This is a genomic window from Aquimarina macrocephali JAMB N27 (assembly GCF_000520995.1).
Classification (GTDB): Bacteria; Bacteroidota; Bacteroidia; order Flavobacteriales; family Flavobacteriaceae; genus Aquimarina; species Aquimarina macrocephali.
The window spans coordinates 33,607-54,030 of the sequence record NZ_JACA01000026.1 but is presented as its reverse complement, the minus strand read 5'-3'; the positions used below and the strand labels follow the sequence as shown (position 1 = coordinate 54,030).

General features: G+C 31.2%; 23 protein-coding genes and 3 tRNA genes. 14 read left to right on the top strand and 12 right to left on the bottom strand.

The genetic code is table 11. The annotated features are described in order from the left end of the window. Positions 1-82: 82 nt before the first annotated feature. From Z054_RS0116200 to Z054_RS0116165, 8 genes are all read left to right on the top strand, one after another. Positions 83-607 (top strand): hypothetical protein, encoded by a 525-nt coding sequence (locus Z054_RS0116200; protein WP_152538584.1) that lies wholly within the window; start codon positions 83-85, stop codon positions 605-607. Next, positions 591-1,550, top strand: coding sequence for a phage tail protein (locus tag Z054_RS0116195; protein ID WP_024771092.1), 960 nt, complete (start codon positions 591-593; stop codon positions 1,548-1,550). Before Z054_RS0116200 ends, Z054_RS0116195 begins: the two co-directional genes overlap by 17 nt. 116 nt (positions 1,551-1,666) lie before the next feature. Continuing rightward, the gene (locus tag Z054_RS0116190) at positions 1,667-2,200 is read left to right on the top strand and encodes a hypothetical protein (protein WP_152538583.1); all 534 of its coding nucleotides are present in this window, start codon (positions 1,667-1,669) and stop codon (positions 2,198-2,200) included. Between the two features lie 210 nt (positions 2,201-2,410). Next, positions 2,411-3,463, top strand: coding sequence for a helix-turn-helix domain-containing protein (locus Z054_RS0116185; protein ID WP_024771090.1), 1,053 nt, complete (start codon positions 2,411-2,413; stop codon positions 3,461-3,463). Positions 3,464-3,556: 93 nt separating this feature from the next. Further along, positions 3,557-3,907: a hypothetical protein gene (locus tag Z054_RS0116180; protein WP_024771089.1), complete on the top strand. Its 351-nt coding sequence runs from the start codon at positions 3,557-3,559 to the stop codon at positions 3,905-3,907. A gap of 9 nt (positions 3,908-3,916) precedes the next feature. Next, positions 3,917-4,267: a hypothetical protein gene (locus tag Z054_RS0116175; RefSeq protein ID WP_024771088.1), complete on the top strand. Its 351-nt coding sequence runs from the start codon at positions 3,917-3,919 to the stop codon at positions 4,265-4,267. Positions 4,268-4,288: 21 nt separating this feature from the next. Then, complete coding sequence (locus Z054_RS0116170; protein ID WP_024771087.1) at positions 4,289-4,765, top strand: YHS domain-containing (seleno)protein; 477 nt, start codon at positions 4,289-4,291, stop codon at positions 4,763-4,765. A gap of 198 nt (positions 4,766-4,963) precedes the next feature. Next, a complete protein-coding gene (locus Z054_RS0116165) occupies positions 4,964-5,536 on the top strand; it encodes a uracil-DNA glycosylase family protein (RefSeq protein ID WP_024771086.1) in 573 nt (190 codons plus the stop codon). Positions 5,537-5,600: 64 nt separating this feature from the next. Here Z054_RS0116165 and Z054_RS0116160 read toward each other — a convergent pair whose 3' ends face one another. Further along, on the bottom strand, positions 5,601-6,617 hold the full coding sequence (locus tag Z054_RS0116160; protein ID WP_024771085.1) for a zinc-binding alcohol dehydrogenase family protein: 1,017 nt from the start codon (positions 6,615-6,617) through the stop codon (positions 5,601-5,603). A 95-nt stretch (positions 6,618-6,712) separates the two neighbouring features. Between Z054_RS0116160 and Z054_RS0116155 the strand changes: the two genes are divergently transcribed. Further along, positions 6,713-7,549: an AraC family transcriptional regulator gene (locus Z054_RS0116155; RefSeq protein WP_024771084.1), complete on the top strand. Its 837-nt coding sequence runs from the start codon at positions 6,713-6,715 to the stop codon at positions 7,547-7,549. A 59-nt stretch (positions 7,550-7,608) separates the two neighbouring features. Here the strand turns inward: Z054_RS0116155 and Z054_RS0116150 are convergent, their stop codons facing one another. Both Z054_RS0116150 and Z054_RS0116145 read right to left on the bottom strand, forming a co-directional pair. Then, a complete protein-coding gene (locus tag Z054_RS0116150; protein WP_024771083.1) occupies positions 7,609-8,106 on the bottom strand; it encodes a GNAT family N-acetyltransferase in 498 nt (165 codons plus the stop codon). 51 nt (positions 8,107-8,157) lie between these two features. Next, complete coding sequence (locus Z054_RS0116145; protein WP_024771082.1) at positions 8,158-9,051, bottom strand: LysR family transcriptional regulator; 894 nt, start codon at positions 9,049-9,051, stop codon at positions 8,158-8,160. 121 nt (positions 9,052-9,172) lie between these two features. Between Z054_RS0116145 and Z054_RS0116140 the strand changes: the two genes are divergently transcribed. The 3 genes from Z054_RS0116140 to Z054_RS0116125 all read left to right on the top strand — a co-directional run bounded on the left by Z054_RS0116140 (position 9,173) and on the right by Z054_RS0116125 (position 12,471). Further along, positions 9,173-10,387: an MFS transporter gene (locus Z054_RS0116140; protein WP_024771081.1), complete on the top strand. Its 1,215-nt coding sequence runs from the start codon at positions 9,173-9,175 to the stop codon at positions 10,385-10,387. A gap of 41 nt (positions 10,388-10,428) precedes the next feature. Continuing rightward, complete coding sequence (locus Z054_RS0116135; RefSeq protein ID WP_024771080.1) at positions 10,429-11,310, top strand: DMT family transporter; 882 nt, start codon at positions 10,429-10,431, stop codon at positions 11,308-11,310. A 261-nt stretch (positions 11,311-11,571) separates the two neighbouring features. Then, a complete protein-coding gene (locus Z054_RS0116125) occupies positions 11,572-12,471 on the top strand; it encodes a LytTR family DNA-binding domain-containing protein (protein WP_024771079.1) in 900 nt (299 codons plus the stop codon). A 49-nt stretch (positions 12,472-12,520) separates the two neighbouring features. Here the strand turns inward: Z054_RS0116125 and Z054_RS0116120 are convergent, their stop codons facing one another. The 5 genes from Z054_RS0116120 to Z054_RS0116100 form a co-directional block, all read right to left on the bottom strand. Then, positions 12,521-13,141: a hypothetical protein gene (locus tag Z054_RS0116120; RefSeq protein WP_024771078.1), complete on the bottom strand. Its 621-nt coding sequence runs from the start codon at positions 13,139-13,141 to the stop codon at positions 12,521-12,523. A gap of 10 nt (positions 13,142-13,151) precedes the next feature. Further along, a complete protein-coding gene (locus tag Z054_RS30360) occupies positions 13,152-13,961 on the bottom strand; it encodes an alpha/beta hydrolase (protein WP_024771077.1) in 810 nt (269 codons plus the stop codon). A 274-nt stretch (positions 13,962-14,235) separates the two neighbouring features. Continuing rightward, a tRNA-Arg gene (locus tag Z054_RS0116110) sits at positions 14,236-14,309 on the bottom strand. 14 nt (positions 14,310-14,323) lie between these two features. Further along, positions 14,324-14,398 (bottom strand) — tRNA-Pro (locus tag Z054_RS0116105). Positions 14,399-14,415: 17 nt separating this feature from the next. Then, a tRNA-Ser gene (locus Z054_RS0116100) sits at positions 14,416-14,499 on the bottom strand. A 271-nt stretch (positions 14,500-14,770) separates the two neighbouring features. Between Z054_RS0116100 and Z054_RS0116095 the strand changes: the two genes are divergently transcribed. After that, positions 14,771-16,369 (top strand): hypothetical protein, encoded by a 1,599-nt coding sequence (locus Z054_RS0116095; protein WP_152538582.1) that lies wholly within the window; start codon positions 14,771-14,773, stop codon positions 16,367-16,369. A gap of 30 nt (positions 16,370-16,399) precedes the next feature. Continuing rightward, entirely contained in the window at positions 16,400-16,870 is a 471-nt protein-coding gene (locus Z054_RS0116090; RefSeq protein WP_024771075.1) for a hypothetical protein, read from the top strand. 22 nt (positions 16,871-16,892) lie between these two features. On the opposite strand, the gene Z054_RS0116085 is transcribed toward Z054_RS0116090, so the two are convergent. The 4 genes from Z054_RS0116085 to Z054_RS0116070 all read right to left on the bottom strand — a co-directional run bounded on the left by Z054_RS0116085 (position 16,893) and on the right by Z054_RS0116070 (position 20,412). Then, a complete protein-coding gene (locus tag Z054_RS0116085; protein ID WP_024771074.1) occupies positions 16,893-18,080 on the bottom strand; it encodes a THUMP-like domain-containing protein in 1,188 nt (395 codons plus the stop codon). Continuing rightward, on the bottom strand, positions 18,081-19,169 hold the full coding sequence (locus tag Z054_RS0116080) for an AI-2E family transporter (protein WP_024771073.1): 1,089 nt from the start codon (positions 19,167-19,169) through the stop codon (positions 18,081-18,083). Between the two features lie 77 nt (positions 19,170-19,246). Beyond that, positions 19,247-19,768 (bottom strand): TrmH family RNA methyltransferase, encoded by a 522-nt coding sequence (locus Z054_RS0116075; protein WP_024771072.1) that lies wholly within the window; start codon positions 19,766-19,768, stop codon positions 19,247-19,249. Further along, complete coding sequence (locus tag Z054_RS0116070; protein WP_024771071.1) at positions 19,768-20,412, bottom strand: DUF4159 domain-containing protein; 645 nt, start codon at positions 20,410-20,412, stop codon at positions 19,768-19,770. Before Z054_RS0116070 ends, Z054_RS0116075 begins: the two co-directional genes overlap by 1 nt. Between the last annotated feature and the right edge of the window lie 12 nt (positions 20,413-20,424).

Genomic DNA, 20,424 nt, shown 5'->3' with positions numbered 1-20,424 from the left:
TAACTTAGTTAATGCCGATCTAAATGGTTATTGGTGAATTCCATATGACCTGTAAAAAACAATAAAATAAACAGATGAAATAGTGTTTGCAAACCTAACATATAAACAAAAATTAATTGGACTTATAGCAATAGGAATATTGCTATTCATGGCAGCGAATAAAAGATCTTTTAAAATTACTCGACAGGCTTATGATCAGGTTCAACAATTAGAAGACAAATTAGAGTATGTAAATTCTTCAACGACCGATGTTACTCAAACACAGGTAGAATTAAAATTTTATGATAAAATAATAGGTAAACAGGGTATAGAACCCGAAGAAATACAACAACAAATACTTGATTTTACATCATCTTATGATAATGTATATGTTTTTAACTTAGATGAAATTCATATAGCAGAAAGTAATGGTTTTAGTGTAATTAGTAACCAGTTAACACTAGAAGGAGATTTTAATGCGCTGTTAGAAATTGTGTATGCATTTGAAAAAGAATTTAAGTTTTCAAATATTGTTAGCATTTCATTTACAAAAGAAAAAGAATTCCAAACACGGAAAAATAAATTAAGAGTAAAGATAATATTTCAGAATTATGAAAAAAATAGTTAGTATAGGCATAGTTTTTAGCAGTTTGTTTCTGTTGATAGCGTGCGATGATGTTCTCGAAGAAGATATTACAGATGATTTGGTAACAACCGTAGCACCAAAGGATAAAAGTAATCTGGATGGTAATTCGGTTCAGTTTAGATGGGATGAATTAGGAGATGCAGATGATTATAGAATACAAGTAGTAGAAGAAGCCACACAAAGAAATGTGTTAGACTCATTAGTTAAGGGTAATAACTTTACATATGGGCTTAATCCCGGCGAATATAGCTGGAGGATACGAGGAGAAAATTTTGCGTATAGCACAGCCTATAGTTTCCCTATTTCTTTTACACTTTCTGTATCAGACGATTTAACAAACCAAACTGTATTTTTAACGTCACCATCAGAGAATTTTTACACGAATAAAGATGCTTTAATATTAACTTGGGATAGAATTCAGGCAGCAACTTCATATACTGTAATAGTAGATAAAACAATTCAGGGAAATACGGCTACCGAAATCCAAACTCCTGATTTAACCAATAATAATTTTACACTTAATTCTACAGTTTTAAGCGAAGATGCAATTTATACCTGGAAAGTAAAAGCCATAAATGATAATAGTGAAACCGAATTTTCAACGAGAAAGATTTTTTTAGATACCCAGGCACCTAATCAACCTACATTGGCATCACCTAATAACGATGCAAAAGGGTCATCTCCTATTACTTTTACCTGGAATATACCTAGTGATACTGGAGAAATACAATCTACATTATCCAGCGTTATAGAAGTAGCAACAGATAGTGGTTTTGCAACCATAATTGAAACCGTACCGACGAGTTCGAACTCTCAGGGAATAACATTTTCTAATTTAGGAGATTACTATTGGAGAGTGAGAATAGTGGATCAAGCAGGTAATAAAAGTACGTATAGTGAAGTTAGAAAAATAACGGTTGAGTAAATAGAATCTACTTATATCATTTTAACTTTGAAATCGTGAGTATAGAAATTGAATTTATTTTTTAACGAAGAATAAAAGAAAAAGAAACAATTTATTAGTGCTATTTCAAAGTTAAGATGGTATTAATTATAATTTTTAGGCTAGTGAATAAGAAGATTTTAAATAGCGTTTTGATTTTTTTTATGCTTATCATCTGGGCAATTGTTTTTAATAAAATTTTCAACTTTTTTGGAAACAATATAGAAGAAGATAGCATGTCGGTCAATCCAATTACCATTGTAGATCCTAGAATGAATTTTTCAAAAGATACTTTTAATCTTAGAAAAATTGAAAGAGATCCTTTCTTAGGAAAGTATATGACTTCTAGAGCAAAAAAACGTAAGACAAACACGAAATTAGTGCCTAGACCTAAGAAAACAAATAGTGCTCCTAAAAATAATATCAAAAAACCATGGCCTAAATTAAGCTATCATGGTTTTGTTAAAGGAGTCAAAAGTACTTCAGAATTAATCTTAATTAGAATGAATAATAAATTTTATAAGATTAGAGAAGGGGAGATGCTAGAAGATATTTCCGTAAAAAAAATCTATAGAGATTCTATAATAATAAAAAGAAGTAAAGAAAATAAAACCGTATTAAAAAGTAAATAACAACTGGGTGTAATTTGGTATTATGCCCAGTATACTTTCTATACTTTAGAAAGTATACCGCACACCACCACTTTGCTTAATATATTCTAAAAAACACGTTTTTAAACTCTTTAAGAAAAACTCCTATTGGTTTTGGTAATTAATTAGACTGTTAAGATGTTATTTTTCGATAAAAATCTCGACTTATAATACACCAATCAAACGATTATCGTGTTTATAGAATTTACACCAGAAATAAATAAAGTATACTTTATAAATCAATATACTTTTTTCCAGATTTTATCTGGTAGTGGTGGTATTCAAGTTGATTTTAAGAATTACTTCGATTGGCAAAATAAAGCCATTTATCTCGAAAAAGGACAATACATAAAATTTCTCTCAGACGACTTCTTGATTCAAAAAATTGAATTTCCTGATGAAACGGTTTTTAGAAATAAAGAGTTTAGAGTGTTATTTAAACATCTTATTTCTTTAGGGTACATAAATTTTGATGAATCCAATGATTTCCAAAAAATTACAAATCAAATTGACTATGATAGAGCAGTAGATCGTATCATAGATGTTTCTGCAGAACAATGGTATTATCAAAATCCATTTCAGGCAAATAAAGAGGAGTACCGTGTTATTTTTGATACAAAGGATGTTATTGATACGCAATATTCTAGTAATATTAATAATAGAGAACTCACGGCTTTGATTGATGAAAACGGATATAATATTCAGTCTTTGATAAAAAATAAAATAGGAATTTCTTTAAAATCTCTCTTATCGGGTAAAAAACTATTAGAAAGTAAAAAAGAGATTGCTTTTACTGATAAAAGTATTAAAGAAATATCTTATGATTTAGGGTACAATGATCCGGCATATTTTACCAGAGTTTTTAAAAATAATGTTGGTAGGAACCCTCAAGAATTTAGGGAGAATTTTGATTATCAAAATAGAGATCTTTTCTCTCAGAGTATAATCGAACTTCTTCAGCAATATCATACCAAAGAGAGAACCCTCAACTTTTATGCTTCAAAAATGAATCTTTCTCCAAAAGTACTTTCCAGGAAAGTGAAAGATAAAATGCAAACTTCTCTGGGAAAACTTATTAGGTGTGAGATGATTAATACATCAAAGTCTCTTTTATCCAAAAGCCTTACTATTAAGGAAATTTCACTGGAGTTAGGTTTTGAAGAGCCTAATCATTTCTCTAACTTCTTTAAGCATTATACAGGAGAATCTCCATCACATTTCAAGAATAAAAAGTACAAGAACTAGTCCTTTTTTTGTAGCCCTCTTTCCTTGATATATCCAGAAATTTGTAGTGTAATTACAAAACAATATTTGTTTAATCATTTAAAAATAAAAACAATGGATATTAAAGCATTAGCTACAGAAATGGATAGTATTGTTGCACAAGGAGCAATAGTAGATGCAGTAAAACAATTTTTTGCTGAGGATGCTACAACCTCTGATTACAATAATCTTACCACCAAAAACAAAGCACAAATGGTAGAAAAAATGGAAGGTTTTGCCAATTCTATTAAAAAAGTAAATGGTATTACTCATCACCATACGATAGTAGACGGTAATGTTTCAGCTTCAGAATTCACATTTGATTTCGAGATGACCGATAATAGTACAATTTATTGGCATGAAATCATTAGACGAATATGGAACAATGACGGACAAGTTGTACAAGAAGAATATTTTAATGCTTAAGATGAAAATATGAAACTAAGAATTATTACACCTACGTTACATGGTGTAGCCGATTATTCGGCAGCAGTAGGCCTTATAATATTGCCAATGTTATTAAATCTAGGAAATTCTTCAGGAATAGCATTTTGGTTTTCGATTATAACTGGGCTTGCGGTAATTGTGGTTAGTATACTTACAAATTACAGATTAGGGATTGCAAGAACAATTCCATATCAAGGACATCTGGCAATAGATCTTTTGGTAGCGATCACATTTATGATACTTCCCTTTTTGTTTGATCTAAATGGAATAGATGGGTATTACTATTGGGTAAATGCTGCAGTAATTTTTCTGGTAGTCTCTTTAAGTGAAATCGAATAACAATTTTAAAATTATATATATATGAAAACTTTAAAAAATATAAGAATAGCAATAGTAGTAATGATAATAGCGACCATGACTACTACTGCGCAGGATAAGAAAGGAAATAATATTGATAACAGTAATATAGCTTTGCAAGGGTATAGTCCTGTATCATATCTGGATCTCGGTATTGCACAACGAGGAAACAAAGAATATAAATCTGAACATGAGAAGGTTGTGTATTATTTTACATCTAAAGAACAAAAGTCCAAATTTGATAAAAACCCTAAACACTACTTGCCAGAGTATGGGGGATTCTGTGCATTTGGAATATATGCTGGTGCTAAGTTTAGGCCAGACCCAAATAAGTTTGTGGTAAAAGATGGAAAATACTTTTTGTTTTTGTACAACATAGAGCTAGACGCACAACAATTATGGCTTGCAGAAAACAATCATAAAAAATTAGTTACAAAAGCTAATGGTAATTGGGAGAAGCTTCGTAATACATATAATTAGAGGTTTTGATACTTTTCTTTAGTCTAGTAGAAAAGTTCTAACCGGTGTGATTAGTTTTTCTTTTGGAGAACACCTTGGCTAATTCGTTAGGGTGTTCTTTTATAAATGAGATAAAACATCAAACAAATCTTAAATAAGTTAAGTGAAACCATATTATTTTATAATTTACTAATCAATTTATAAAACGTAATATCAATTATGCAAAAATTATTGTCTTTAATTTCAAAATGTAATGAATGTGCAGCGCAATTAGAATTAGGGCCAAGACCAATAGTTTCAGCACATACTCAGAGTAAAATAGTAATCATAGGGCAAGCTCCCGGGAGTATTGTTCATAAATCGGGAATTCCATGGGATGATAAAAGCGGGGAAAATTTAAGAGCCTGGATGGGAATTGATGATGAGACGTTCTATAATCCACAAAAAATTGCACTTGTACCTATGGGGTTTTGTTACCCGGGAAAAGGGAAATCCGGAGATCTCCCCCCTACAAAAAAATGTGCTCCCCTGTGGCATCAACAACTCTTGACCAAAATAGAAAATGTAGAGCTTGTACTACTCATTGGCAAATATGCTCAAGAATATTATCTGGGTGATCGATTAAAAAGAACACTAACAGATACGGTAAAGAATTACAAAGAATATTTGCCATATTATTTTGTATTACCACATCCTTCACCAAGAAATAATATTTGGCAGGCAAAAAATGAATGGTATAAAAAAGAGGTTATACCTCGATTAAAACTACAAGTTCAATCAATCCTTAAGTAATTAAGAGTTTTGGTTTTATTTGATGATTATCAACTCATTATTTCATTAAGATTAAACAGTGGTGCTAAAATGTAATTGCAATTTTCCCAATAGTTTTTCCTGATTCTAATTTTTGATGAGCTTCTTTGAGGTTTGCAGTTGTAAAACCAGTAAGGGTGCTATTGAGTGTTGATTTAATTTCATTGTTTTCAAGCATTGTAGCTATTTTGTTTAAGATATGATGTTGTTCAATCATATCTTTTGTTTGATACATGGATCGTGTATACATTAACTCATATGATAAGGTTATACTCTTAGATTTAAAAGACCCTATGTTGATATGATTGTCAGGAGATTCTGCAATAGTACATATGTGTCCTTGTGGGTCAATTAATTCGATTATGTTTTTCCAGTGGTCAGAAGTTCCCGAAAAATTTAAGATGTAGTTTACGGTATTGATTCCTAATGCATGTACTTCTTCAATGAGGTTATGATGATTAACAACATGATCGGCTCCCATGTTTTGGCACCATAAACGACTCTCAGGGCGAGAGGCGGTAGCTATAACGGTTAAATTGGTTAATTTTTTGGCTAATTGAGTTGCAATAGAGCCAACACCACCTGCACCGCTAATGATTAGTATAGTTTTTCCTTTTCCTTCTCCTGGAGTTAATTTTAGTCTGTCGAACAATACCTCCCAGGCAGTTAATGAAGTTAAAGGCATGACTGCGGCTTCAGCATCAGAAATAGTATTCGGTTTTTTGCCTACTATACGCTCATCTACTAATTGATATTCGGCATTAGATCCAGGACGTGTAATATCTCCTGCATAAAACACTTCATCACCAGTTTTGAATAAGGTTACTTTATCACCCACCGCTTCAACAATACCTACAGCATCCCAGCCTAATATTTTTGGAGAGTCTAATTCTTGATTTTGTACACTTCTTTGACGAACTTTATAATCCACAGGATTCATTCCTATTACTTTAATTTTTATTAATAGATCTTGGCCTTTTGGTACAGGTCGTTCTGTTTCGAACTGAATTAGGCTATTTTCCTCGCTTATTGGTAATGATTTTTTGATTCCTATTGCATTCATGTTATGTATGTTTTAATAATTTATAGCAAATTTATACCTTTGTATAGATTGTTTAGTAGTATATTTTTTCGTTTTAAATGTAAAAATGCATGATTATGGATAAAAATAATTTATATGAACCTTTTTCGATAGCTTTTGAGACATTAGATCAATCTCCAGTGCACGAGCACAAAAACAGTTTTTTTGAATTGGTTTATATTTTATCTGGTACAGGAACTCAACGCGTAAATAAGAACGAATTTCTATATCATCCGGGGCATATGCTTTTATTAACTCCAACGGACATATCTTCTATAGAAATCAATACAACTACACAATTTTTCTTTTTGAGATTTAATGATATTTATATTAAATCGGGAAAGATAAGTGCTGATAATATTCAACGATTAGAGTTTATTTTAAAAAATGCAAATCATCAACCAGGTTGTATTTTAAGAAACCTTACAGACAAAACACTGGTTAAACCTATGGTCGAGGCTATGATACGAGAATATGTTAACAGGGACTTATATAACAAAGAAATCATACAGCAGTTAGTGAACACATTAATTGTCATTGTTGCGAGAAATATTGCAAAATATCTTCCTGATGTGATAGATGCAGGAACAGAAGAAAAAGCAATGAATATATTACAATATATACAAGAGAATATATATGATCCTACCAAATTGAGAACAGAAGAAATTTGTCATCAGTTTGGTATTTCTAAAACATATCTTGGCCGTTATTTTAAAAAACATACTAAGGAAACGCTACAGCAATATATTACTAATTACCGGGTTCGATTAATAGAAAACAGACTTCAATATAGTGATATGCGCATAACTGAAATTACTGATGAACTAGGCTTTACAGATGTTAGCCATCTTAATAAATTTTTTAAGAAGAATAAAGGGATTAGCCCCACAAGGTATAGGAAGGAACTTGTGTAGGTTTGTAATTATTTTACTATATGAAACCGATATGCCATTTTTGCTAAAATGTATGCAGATCACAATTTTCTATAAAAAATATGAGCATCTACATATCCTTTTTCAAAATGCCTAAACCCATCAGGGATTGTTCCTATAATCTCAAACCCATTGGCTAACCATACTTTTATTGCAGGTTTATTGGTGCTAACTACCAGATTAAACTGCATAGCATAATACCCTAGTTTTTTTGCTGAATCAATAGAGTGAGCACAAAGCTTATGACCAAGACCCATTCCTCTTTTTTGATTGTCAACCATATATGAAGCGTTTGCAATATGATCTCCATAACCAGGTTGATTAGATTTTAAAATATATGCACCTATGATTTCTTTTTCTACTTCTGCAATAAAACAATTATTATTTAGATTTATCCAACTGTTTTCAATGTGTTCTCGGGAAAAACTATCATCATATGGAAAATAGATTTTTTGATTTACAACTACTTTCCACAGGCTCCAAATTCTTTCTAGATCTTTTTTATTTGCAGGTCGAATATGTATTTCAGGTTTTTCCATTATAATTTTGGTTATAATTTATTTTTTTAGATCTGTTATTTTCACAATGTGCTAATTTAAATCTGTATTCTGTTCATAGTGTTCCAAAATCATTTGGAAGAAAATTTTAGAAGCTTTTTTTTGATAGTTGCCCTTAAGATACCGTATTGCAGATCGTAATTTAAGTTTCTTTTTGTTTATAGGGATACTTTTGAGGGTAGGTAAATATTGTGTAGTCGATTTTGTAAGAACAGTTGCCCATTTTCCGGTTTCAATAAGTCGAATTAAAGTAGGGATATGGTTTAATTCTATTTGATATTGATATGGAAATTCGTTTGTTCTAAATGCCTTATCCAGGACTTTTCTGGTCGTAAACCCCTCTGCAGGCACAGCTAGTTCCATAGTGTTAAGCTCTTCGATACTGATTTGTTTCTTATTAGCTAACCGATGTGATTCGTGTACTACCAACATTAAATAGGATTGAAATAATGGAATAGTAGTAATCATCTGATCATCTGTTGCTTTATTAAAGGATAAAATAAAATCCAACATGCCCGATTTGAGCTTTTCCATTAATTCATCTGATGTGCCAAAAAAAGCCTTAACCTGTATTAAAGGGAATTTTGTAGAAAAGGATATCAGTGTTTCTGTAAACAAATTAGTTAAACCATAGGTTACCCCGATATGTAAAGTTCCTGATTGTAGGTTTTGTAAATCTTCTATTAATTGTTTGGCATTTTCAGCGTTTTTAAGAGTATGTCGGGCACGGGTTAAAAATAATGAACCAGCTTCAGTAAGTTGTATTCTTTTTCCTATTCTATCAAAAAGAGGAACTCCTAATTCCTGTTCTAAAAGCTTTATTTGCTGCGAAAGTGCACTTTGTGTAATGAATACTTTATGAGAGGCTTCTGTAAAATTTAAACACTCTGCCGCTTTAACAAAATAGTTTAACTGGCGTAATTCCATTATTAATAAGTTTTACTAATGTATATGATAAGAAAATAACGTTTTACTAATGTAAAAATAATTTTGAACTTTGTACTTCAAATCTTTTATAACTTATAAGAAAGAGGAGATAAATAAGGAAATGAAAACAAAAGCAGGAAGAAATACAAGACGTTATAAAGAGATTCGAAAAGCGATCTTTATTCCTGGTTTGGCTGCTTTTTCACAGTTTTATATGTTTCAGCCATTATTACCGTCATTAAGCGAAAGTTTTTTGGTGTCTCCGGCTATCAGTAGCTTGGTTGTCTCGTCTTCTATGATAGGTATTGCTTTAGGGCTTTTTATGTTTGCTTTTTATGCAGATATATTACATCGTAAAAAACTAATGCTAATTGCTTTATTTCTATCTTCATTAATTACGATACTCTCGGCAGTCTCATGGAATTTTAATGTGCTGGTTGTTTTTGGTTTTATAAAAGGGTTTTTATTGTCGGGAGTAATAGCGGTTGCTATTGTTTATATTTCTGAAGAAGTTGAGGTAAGAGATGTAGGGATTATCATTGGGATATATTTAGCCGGAAATGTATTAGGTGGCATGTGGGGTCGCGTAGTAGCTGGTTTAATTTCTAGTTGGTATGATTGGAGAATAGCGACATTGTTTATAGGAGGTATAGGAGTGATATTAAGTATCTTTTTCATGAGACTTTTACCACAATCCCTAAACTTTAATCTACAAAAAGTTCAAACATTTCAGAAGCTGATGTATATGAAGAGCTTTCTTAAGAATCCATTGTTTTTGGGAGTTTTTATTTTAATGATCCTAATGATGGGCACTTTTGTAAGTATCTATAATTATTTGAGTTTTAGACTGGAAATGCCTCCTTTTTCACTTCCTCATTATGTTATTTCTTTATTATTTCTAATCTATATTACAGGAGTAGGAGGAACAATAACAATTGGAGCATTGACACATCGAATTCACTCTTTTCGTATGCTTAAAATCTTATTAGTGTTATTTCTAATAGGAACATTAGGTTTATTAGTAGAAGAATTGTGGTTATTAGTATTAGGTTTAAGTTTGCTTACTTTTAGTTTATTAGGGATTCAGACTGTGGTAAACAAGATAATATCTCAATATGCAGTTGAAGGAAAAAGCACTGCAAATTGCTTATACTTAATATGCCAGTACATGGGAGCAGGCGGTATAGGAAGTTCAACTGGGTATATAGTATCAAAATGGGGGTGGTCTAATTTTATTTTTACTTTAATAGGATTCATTCTTTTTTCATTACTATTATTTATAATATGTGCCAGGCGGTATACCAATACATATAAATTAACAAAAGAGATTTCTTAGAGAAGGTCATAATCTAATTTTAAAGAATAAATTTATTTAATATGCTAAAATCTAATTACTTATTATTTATAATTCCGGCATTAATATGGGGATCTACTTGGTATATCATTAAATATCAATTAGGAACTGTAGATCCTATAGTTTCTGTTGCCTATCGATTTGGATTAGGTGGTATTATATTATTGGGGTATTCTAAGATTAGAAAACTTCCATTATCATTTACAAAGCAGCAACATTTTTTTATTGCTTTACAAGGGATTCTACTATTTGGAACAAATTATTGGTTAGTATACTTATCAGAACAATATCTAAGTAGTGGATTAGTGGCTGTAGCATTTTCTACATTAATTTTTATGAACATAGTTTTTGGTGCACTATTTTTAGGAGATAAAATAAAAAAACAAATAATAATAGGGGCTGTCTTCGGGCTTTTAGGAACAGTTTTGATATACCAGACCGAGTTTAGAAAGGTGGATTTAACTAATGATCAAATCAGGGGATTGATATTTTGTATTTGCTCAATCATTTTTGCTTCTTTAGGAAATATTACTTCTTCAAATAATCAACGCAAATTTAAACTCCCTGTTATTCAAACCAATGGTTTTGGAATGTTATATGGTGCAATAGCTATGTTATTAATTGCCTTGTTTAGTGGGAAATCGATAAGTTTTGATACTTCATTTTCTTATATTTCGTCACTAGCATATTTGACAATTTTTGGATCTATCATTGCGTTTACCTCTTACCTTACCTTAATAGGCAAAATTGGAGCAAGTAAAGCAGCTTACGTTATTGTAGTGATACCAGTAATTGCTTTGACTATTTCTACCATTTTTGAAGGATATAAACCGGATGTGTATGCTTTTGTAGGGATTGTGCTTATTATTTTTGGAAACGTACTTGCATTGAGAAATAAAAAATAAGCTGACCAAATTCTTGTCGAGTTAAAGAAACTACATAAACAGATATCAAAACATACTAATTTCCAGATTTGCTATATGAACCAGTCATCTGATAAATATTTTATTTGGCCTTTCTTTATCAAGAAAATTGTAAAGAAATTTAATAAACAGGATAAAGAAAAATTTCTGGAAGAAATTAAGAAAAGGAAAGATTATATGGACTAAAAAAACGCTTCATACCCTTTAAAAATATTACTTTTGATTAAAAAAATATAGTTCTTAATGTCCCGATATTATATTTCTAAAATCATACATAAGCCTTATCCTTACCTATTTCATCTCAAAAGAAATTTGATAATTGCTTTTGTACTTGGGATATTGATTTATATTATTAATGTACTAGCAGTAGACAAAAGTTATGTAGACATAAACTTTGTGCTCTCAAAACCTCTGCTTTGTACACTAGCAGGATTAGTGACCTTTTTTAGTATTCTCTTAGTACTCGAAATTATACCTCGGATATTTTTTAAGCCTGATTTAAAGGAAAACTGGACAGTAGGAAAAGAATGTCTTTTAATCGTTTCACTTCTTTTTGTAATTGCTATATTTAATAATATACTGTCTCTTATGATCAGTAAGGAGCCTTCTAACAGTATAATACTACATTTTTTAAACTCATCGCTATATGTTATTCTCCTAGGTATTGTACCGGCTTTTCTTCTTGTCTGGCTTAATTATACCATTCTTTTAAAAGAAAACTTAAAAAAAGTCTCCTTATACAATGAACAACTCGAATCTAGAATTATACATACAGAGAATGGAGTATCCGATATTGTTAATATACAAACCAGTAATAAAAATGAAATCATTGAGCTTGATATTAATGCCTTTTTATTCGCTAAATCAGAAGGTAATTATGTAGATGTTTTTACAAAAACATCTAGTGAAGTAAAATGTAAACCATACCGGCTTACGATTCAAAAACTTGAAGAAGTACTTATTAATTACCCATTTATTATTAGTACTCATAGATCCTACGTTATTAATATAAGAAACATTAGTACTACTTCGGGCAACGCCAGGAATTATCGTATTAGTTTTGAAGGAGTTCTTCATGAAGTTCCTGTGTCAAGAAATAAATTTCAAACTTTCAAAGATGCCTTTACTATTAAAAAAGTGTAACCTTTGATGAGATTACACTTTTAAAAATTGTGATTATTTAATATATTACCTACAAGGCGTATCCGATACCTAACCCTACAAAAAATCGAGAATCGAAGTCCGCGGGCCTGTTTCTTCCTTTATCCAAAATTCCTTTTAAAGAGGCCCATGCAAATGCACTAACACTAAACTTATTAATGTTATAGCCAAGAGATTGAGAAAATCCATAATTAAAATATACATATTCATTTTTGTATTTTTCATATACCGAATACTGCGGTATTTTTAAAGTTCCTTTAGACTTCAAATGTGTTACTCCTATAAAAGGTTCTAGTGATAGGAATAGCTTTTTCTTATTAAAAGGGTAATAAGTGATGTCAAAAATAGAATACAACCCTATATCTCTTGTATATCCATCTACGTAATCAGTAAATGAATTGTCTGTTTCATTTATGTAACTATTTTGATGAGCTGCACCATATGATAACGTAAAATGTTTGCTATCCAAGCACATTAATTTTCCTTTAAATATATAACCATAGTTTTTTCCATAACTGGTATTTAATATATCTTGAGTATATAAAAGTTCTAATTTCCATCGTTTTTGATTTGATTCTATGTTTTCTTTTTGTCCCTGAGCTAAAACTGGTAAGGAAAGAATAAACGAAAGGAATACTAAATAGTTTTTCATGATGTTGTATTTATAAAATGATGGATAATCCTTTTTTGAAAGTGACCATAGGACTGTTTCTATGAGAAATATTTTTTAATTTCTCATGATGTAGCATTAAACCAGTATAATACCGTTTACTTATTTTTTCCTTAAAGGCGTTAAAAAAAAGATTGATCGAAGCTCCTTCTAAATCTCCAACAGTTATATAAAGATTTTTATTTAGTGAATCATGGGTGTCAAAGTAGTGCTGTTCTAAATGGAGTAAATATGCATTATACCACATAAGATTTGAGCTTGCTGCAATAATATTATCAAAAGGGTTGGGTTGATCTTGTTGAAATAATGTATACAAAGCAAGATATCCACCTAAAGAATGGCCAAATAGTGTCTTATCGATACTTTCAATCTCAAGCTCATTTTCAATATGAATAATAAGTTCGTTATTTATAAAATTGATAAATTCTTTTGCACCTCCAGAAGCTCCCGAAAAATTACTGTCTTCGGGATACGAGTAATCTGTTCCCCTTCGATTTTTATTGGCATATCCTATTCCTATAAGAATGATATCGTCTCTACTTGATTCTACAACGATATCTGCAGCTTCTTTAAAATAATCATCACCATCTAGCATATAGATTGTATGATAGCTATTTGAAGGGGCATAAGCCTGGGGATACAAAACATGTATACTGTATGTTGTATTTGTGTACTTTGATGTAATAGAAAAAGGGTGATTGTTTTTTATTGAAGAAAGGTTTTCTTTCTCACAACTGTTTAGGCCCAATATGCCAATGATTAAACACAGAAAACCTATAGAGTTCTGAATGATTTTTTTCATAATGATTCTTGTTTTTTAAATTTCTAATGACAGCAAAAGTATTTTTGAAATCTTTATACACCGCTTATAGAAAGGGAATTGGTACGAAGTGTCATCTTTTTGTGATGTACTGGAGTCTTAGATAGAAGATAGATCCATTTAGAAAAAGGAGAAGTGAATTATGATAAGAATATATTGATGATTACTTTCTAAATATTTGTAGAAAAACATATTCTAAGATATCTAGAAGTTTATAAAAACAAAAAAGCCATACTAATAAAAGTATGGCTTTTTGTGAGCCCGATAGGATTCGAACCTATGACCGCCTCCTTAGAAGGGAGGTGCTCTATCCAGCTGAGCTACGAGCCCGTAACTCTAAAAAGTCGGGGTGGCAGGATTCGAACCTGCGACCTCCGCGTCCCAAACGCGGCGCGATAACCGGGCTACGCTACACCCCGAATCATAAAAAATAAAGCGGAGAGACTGGGATTCGAACCCAGGCAACACTTGCGCGTTGACAGATTAGCAATCTGCTCCATTACCACTCTGGCACCTCTCCTATAAATTTTTTGTTATGAACGTCGCATTTAATATTTCAAATGCGGATGCAAATGTAGGTTTTATGAGTCTATGATGCAACATTTTTTTGCCATTATTTTTTATTTAGCTCAACCTTCTTTTTAAAAACTTGAAAATCAGTTTTTTCTTCAAAAAAAAAATGGCTTGAATTTTGAATAACAAGCTACAGAAACCTTAAATACTTCTTTTATATATTTGTATACTATTGACCTATATATTATGTTATGAAGAGTTATAAAAACAATATAAAAATGAAAAGTAAATACCTTTTAGTTTTTGCCTTACTTATCTCTAGCTATACATTTGCACAAAAACCTATTCTACTAGAAGATTTTTCTTTTAAAATTGGAGAAAAATATAAACGAATAAGAAGTGTAAACACCTATCACGTAGCTTCAGGAAATCGATTCGTTTCTATTAAGAAAGGCCGTAACACTATGACCATACAGCGATATTCTCTGGATAACCTTAAAGAAGATGTAAAGAAACGACAAGTTGTAGATGATAAAGGAAATTTTGAAACTGTTATGAAGCTAGGAGGAAAAGCTGTAGTGTTTTATTCTATAAATGATAAAGCATATGCACAAAAAGTATCTCTTACAGGTATAGTGGTAGAGAAACCTATTCAACTTGTTAATGACAGAGAAAATGTCAATAGAGATTTTGGTTTTAAGAGCACCTATGGATTTGATGCTGGCGGAAGAATTAACAAATTTGTTTTTAAAAAATCTGCGGATGAAAAAAAATTATTGATTTTATATCGTATAGAAACAAGTGCAGGAAAAGGAGATAAAATAGGAATGGCTGTCTATAATGATGATCTAAGTCTCCTGTGGAAAAGAAAAGTAACATTACCGTATTCTTCTGATAGAATTCAAAATGAAGATTTTGCTATTGGCAATGATGGACATTTTTATATGACTGCTTCTATTTTTAATTCAGAATCAAAGGATAAAAATAAATTAGAAAACGCATACTATACTGAAGTTTTTAGGATTACCCAAGAAAGTGGTAGTGAAATCATAAAAAGTAAGATCGATGTAGCTGGCAGATCAATTACCGATGCTGTTATTGAAGTTGACGGAGCGGGAAAAGTAAAAGTATCTGGCTTTTATGCTAATTCAAATAATAAAGAAGAGGTTTCTGGAGTTTTTTCTGCTACTTTGTCTGAAAGCGGTACAGTAGGTTCTGTAATAAAAAGTGATATTCCTTTAGAAACGTTAGAAGGATTTGCTTTAAAGAGAGAAGAGCGGGTTAATGAAGGAACGCAAAAAGAAAATGATCTAAAAGATCTTGAAAAACTTAGAATAAATGATATCGTATTTAATAGTGATGGTAGTACAACCTTTCTGGGAGAACAACGTTTTGTAGAATCATTTACAACATCCAGTTCCTCGGGTTCCAGAACAACATATAGATATTATTACAGAGATATTTTTGTTCTAAAACTAGGGTCAGATAATAGAATGATATGGATGCATAAACTACCAAAGTATCAGATGGGAACAAATAGTAAGCGTAGTATGTCTTTTTTAAATTTTAAAAATGATGGTAAACTATATTTGTTTTATGTTGATGACTTTACTAACCTAAAACGATCATTCGATGAAACGCCTACACGATATTTTGATGGTAAAAAAGAATTTATTTACCTTACATCCTATGTCATTGATGATGCTACAGGAGAGGTTACTAAAGAGGCAATTCTTACCGGAAGTGATATCAGAAATTCCCGATTAGATGTGATAGAACTTACTAAAGCTGCAATGCTACCCAATAAAAGCATGATTATGGAAGCTTATGATGGTAAAAAGAGTAATCTATTACTTAAAATATCACTGGCCAAATAATAAATCGGCTTTTTTTACGATAAAAAAGTAATGAAGATTTTATTGATCATAGTATTTTTTATCTTTTCCATAGGTGATACTGTTCGTATTGAAGATATACGAGATGCTTATAAAACATGTAGTGAATCTAAAGAAAAGACTGAGCAGTTCTATGAACTTACACAAAAAGGATTGCAAAATGATGGAGCAATTTATCAAGCTTATCATGGTGCAGCACTTGCATTAAAAGCATCGTTTTCCTGGAATCTTTTTAGCAAAATATCGTATTTCAACAAGGCAAAGAAGATGATAGATGCAGCTATATTGTCTGAACCAGATAATATAGAAGTGAGAATGGTTAGACTAAGTATTCAAAACAATGCCCCTAAAATTGCTGGTTATTATAAAAATTTAGAAGAAGATAAAGATTATATATTTAATAATATAGATAAAGAGGATGATAAGGAGTTAAAATTATATATAGAAAATTTTATAGCACATTCTTCGATTTTTTCTGAGTAGCTAATTAAACGAGGTCATTGTTTTAAGAAGTAATTTTTTTACAATGAATTACCTTCTTTTTGTTGTTGTAATCTGTTGTGAAAAAGAGATAATCATCACCTCCGTCCTTGATTTTAAACTTTTTTCGAAGGGTAGCAACAGATTCCGGAAAGTTACGTATTGTAATGTTTGCTTTGGTAATTCCTGTTTTAGACAATACCTTTTTTTGATATGGATACACTGCTATAATTTCAAATCTTCTCCCAGGGAAATCAGTTTTATGATCAGAAGTATATAAATGCGAATTAACATGAAGCTTTTTTAACTCAAAAGCAGTGGCAATACTTTGGAAACTTCCGCTTTTTAGAATGGCAGCATTAGGTTCATAAAGATAAGTCATAGGTAACCCCAAATTGGCAGATTGTCTAGCTTCATCTTTTAATAAAAAAGAAAATTCCTGAAGTGTTGTTTTTTGAATATTGGCAGTTATGATTTTAATATCTCCAACATAGGTTTTATCAAGAACCCATATCAATTCTTTAACTTCATTTTCTACAGCAACGACATGAATTTCTTTTATGTTTTGTAATGCTTTACTTCCAATTTGAATATCCAGTAGAGGAGAAGTTTTGACCAGAATGTTTTTACTTTTGCTAAAGAGAATATCTAAATTCGAAGGTACATCGGGTAAACAGTCTTCTAGAAAGAATACTTTTCCTTTACTATCATGTCTTCTGGAAGGGTCGATGTAAATCCAATCCAGGGTATTGTGATTTTTCATAATATCTAATCCATCTCCAATACTGGTTTGGATGTTTTTCTGACCGAGTATTTCAAAGTTATGCGCAGCAATTTTGCTTAGCGTTGCATTTAGTTCACAATGAATTACTGATGTGATCCGTTTGGCAAAAAAATAATCATCAATCCCAAAACCACCAGTTAAGTCGATTAAAGAAGCTCCCGAAACAAGCTTGCTTTTATACAAAGCAGTTATTTCAGAAGAAGTTTGCTCTAGGTTAAGTGTTGGTGGGTAATAGATTCTATTTTTAGCATACCAGGAGGGTAGTTTTCTTTTTGCCTTACGTTTTCCCTGGATTTGTTGAGCTAGTTCTTTACCAGAGATTCCTTCAAAAGGGCTTCCGCTTAAAATCAGAGTACTTATATCGAGTGTACTATTAGATTTTTCAGTAATAAATTCCTGGACCTCTTTATGTAGTAGTAAAGGATTCAATTAGAGATCTTTGGTAAGTGTTTTTACAATTTTATATTCCGAAAGAAATTCTTTAGAAATTACTTTGATCGCAGTATAAAAAGGTACTGCAACGATAAGTCCTCCGATACCAAAAAGCAATCCAAAAATAAGGATGGCCAAAAAGATTTCTAACGGATGGGATTTTACACTGTTCCCAAAAATCAAGGGCTGATTCAAGAAATTATCAATTAGTTGAATTGCCAGATAACCAATCAAAATGTAAGTTAGTTTAGGCAAAATCACAGTTTGGAAATCAAATCCTAAATTACTGGTAATCGCCAGTATAATCATAAATATCCCGCCAAATAGAGGGCCTACGTATGGGATTAGATTACAAATAGCAGCAATTAAAGCGACTGCAATTGCATTATGAACTCCAAATATCAATAAGAGGATAGTATATAAAATAAAGAGAATGATTACCTGTAACAGTAGACCAACAAAGTAACGCGAGAGTAAATCTTTAATTTTGGTAAATGCTCTCATAAATCTGTTTTCATCTTCTTTTTTTGCAAGTACTAATAAGCTATTTTCAAGAAGAAGACTATCTTTCAACAAAAAGAAAGAAATAAATAAGACCGAGAATAACCCAATTAGAACAGCTCCGAAACCGCTTAAAAACGAGTTTATAGCATTAGGGATAACTTTTAAATCAAAAAATTGCATCAGATCAGTTTGTTTGATCAGTTCTACAAAATTTAGTTTTTCTATTTTGAAATAAGTACTAACCTCCTGATTAAGTCTATTTATATCATCACCCAATTTATTGATATCAATTTCGCCAATTAGTTGCCCTTGTTCACTAACGATAGGAACAAACAACATAAAAATACTCATAAATAATCCTATAACAATTAGTAGTGTGGTGATTACGGCCAATGAGTTTTTAAATTTCAGTTTCTTTTTAAGAAACAACACTAATGGCCTACCCATTAAAGAAATTACAGAAGCAAAGGCAATGTATATAAGGACAGATTGTATTTTATAGAGAAACCACAGTAATCCCAGAACACCAATAATAATAACTACTGCTCTTAAGATTCCGTATGCAATTGTTTTTGAATTCATATTTTAAAATTTCAAGGCATCAAAGGTTCAAAGTTACAAAGTTTTGATTTGTGCTTTTTTATATAAACTCTAGAGTATTATTTTTCACTATTCATTACTTGTTTTGTAATTTCATATAGAGCAATTCCTGTTGCTGTTGCAACATTCATACTACTATTATTACCATACATATTAATATGTACACTGTGTTTTACTAATGCCAAAACTTCATTAGATACTCCAAAATTTTCTTCACCGATCACGAGCACTATTTTTTCCTGCGGTGATGGGATATAATCAGAAACAGGTATACTTGTATCGGTAATTTCTAATGCCAGGATCGTATACCCATCGGATTTAAATTGTTGTATGGTATGTATAATATCTTCTGCTTGATGATGAGGTATACTCTCGTGTGTAGCTCTTGCTGTACGTTGCATACGCTTACTAACCACGGTAATACCTTCTCCGCAAAAATAGATTTGTTCGATACCAAAACTATCTGCAATTCTAAATATACTTCCAATATTCGCTGGCGAATTCACCCGATCACATACAAGAGTTATCGGAAATTGATTTTTTATAAACTGATTATTATGATGATGTAATTGCTCTGACATTAATTCTCAAAAGCGTATTTAATAATATTAGCTCCCATTTTTAGTGCTTTGGATCTTACTTCTTCTGGATCGTTATGTACTTCTGGATTTTCCCAACCATCGCCAAGGTCACTTTCGAAAGAAAAGAGCAGTACTAAGCGATTCTCATGGATAATCCCAAGTGCTTGTGGTTGTTTTCCATCATGCTCATGGATTTTGGGTAATCCTTCCGGAAAATTATATTTTGAAGAAAAGAGAGGGTGTGTCACAGGTAATTCTACTAGTTCCTTATCAGGAAAAACTTTAATGAGTTCTTTTCGGATATAAGGTTCCATACCATAATTATCATCAATATGTAAAAAACCACCGCTTAATAGGTAATTCCTTAGATTTTCGGCATCTACATCTGTAAAAAAGACGTTACCATGTCCTGTCATATGAATATATGGATACTGAAATATATCAACACTCTCTGGTTTTACTGTTTTTGGTTTGGCAGATATTGCAGTATTAATATTTTGATTGCAAAATGTAATAAGATTAGGAAGAGCAGTAGGATTACTATACCAATCACCACCTCCTTTATATTGTAAAATGGCAATATCTTGCCCATAAATTGATATGGTAGTCAAAAAAAAGAAGATATATCCAGTAAGTTTTATCATCATACTCGTCTA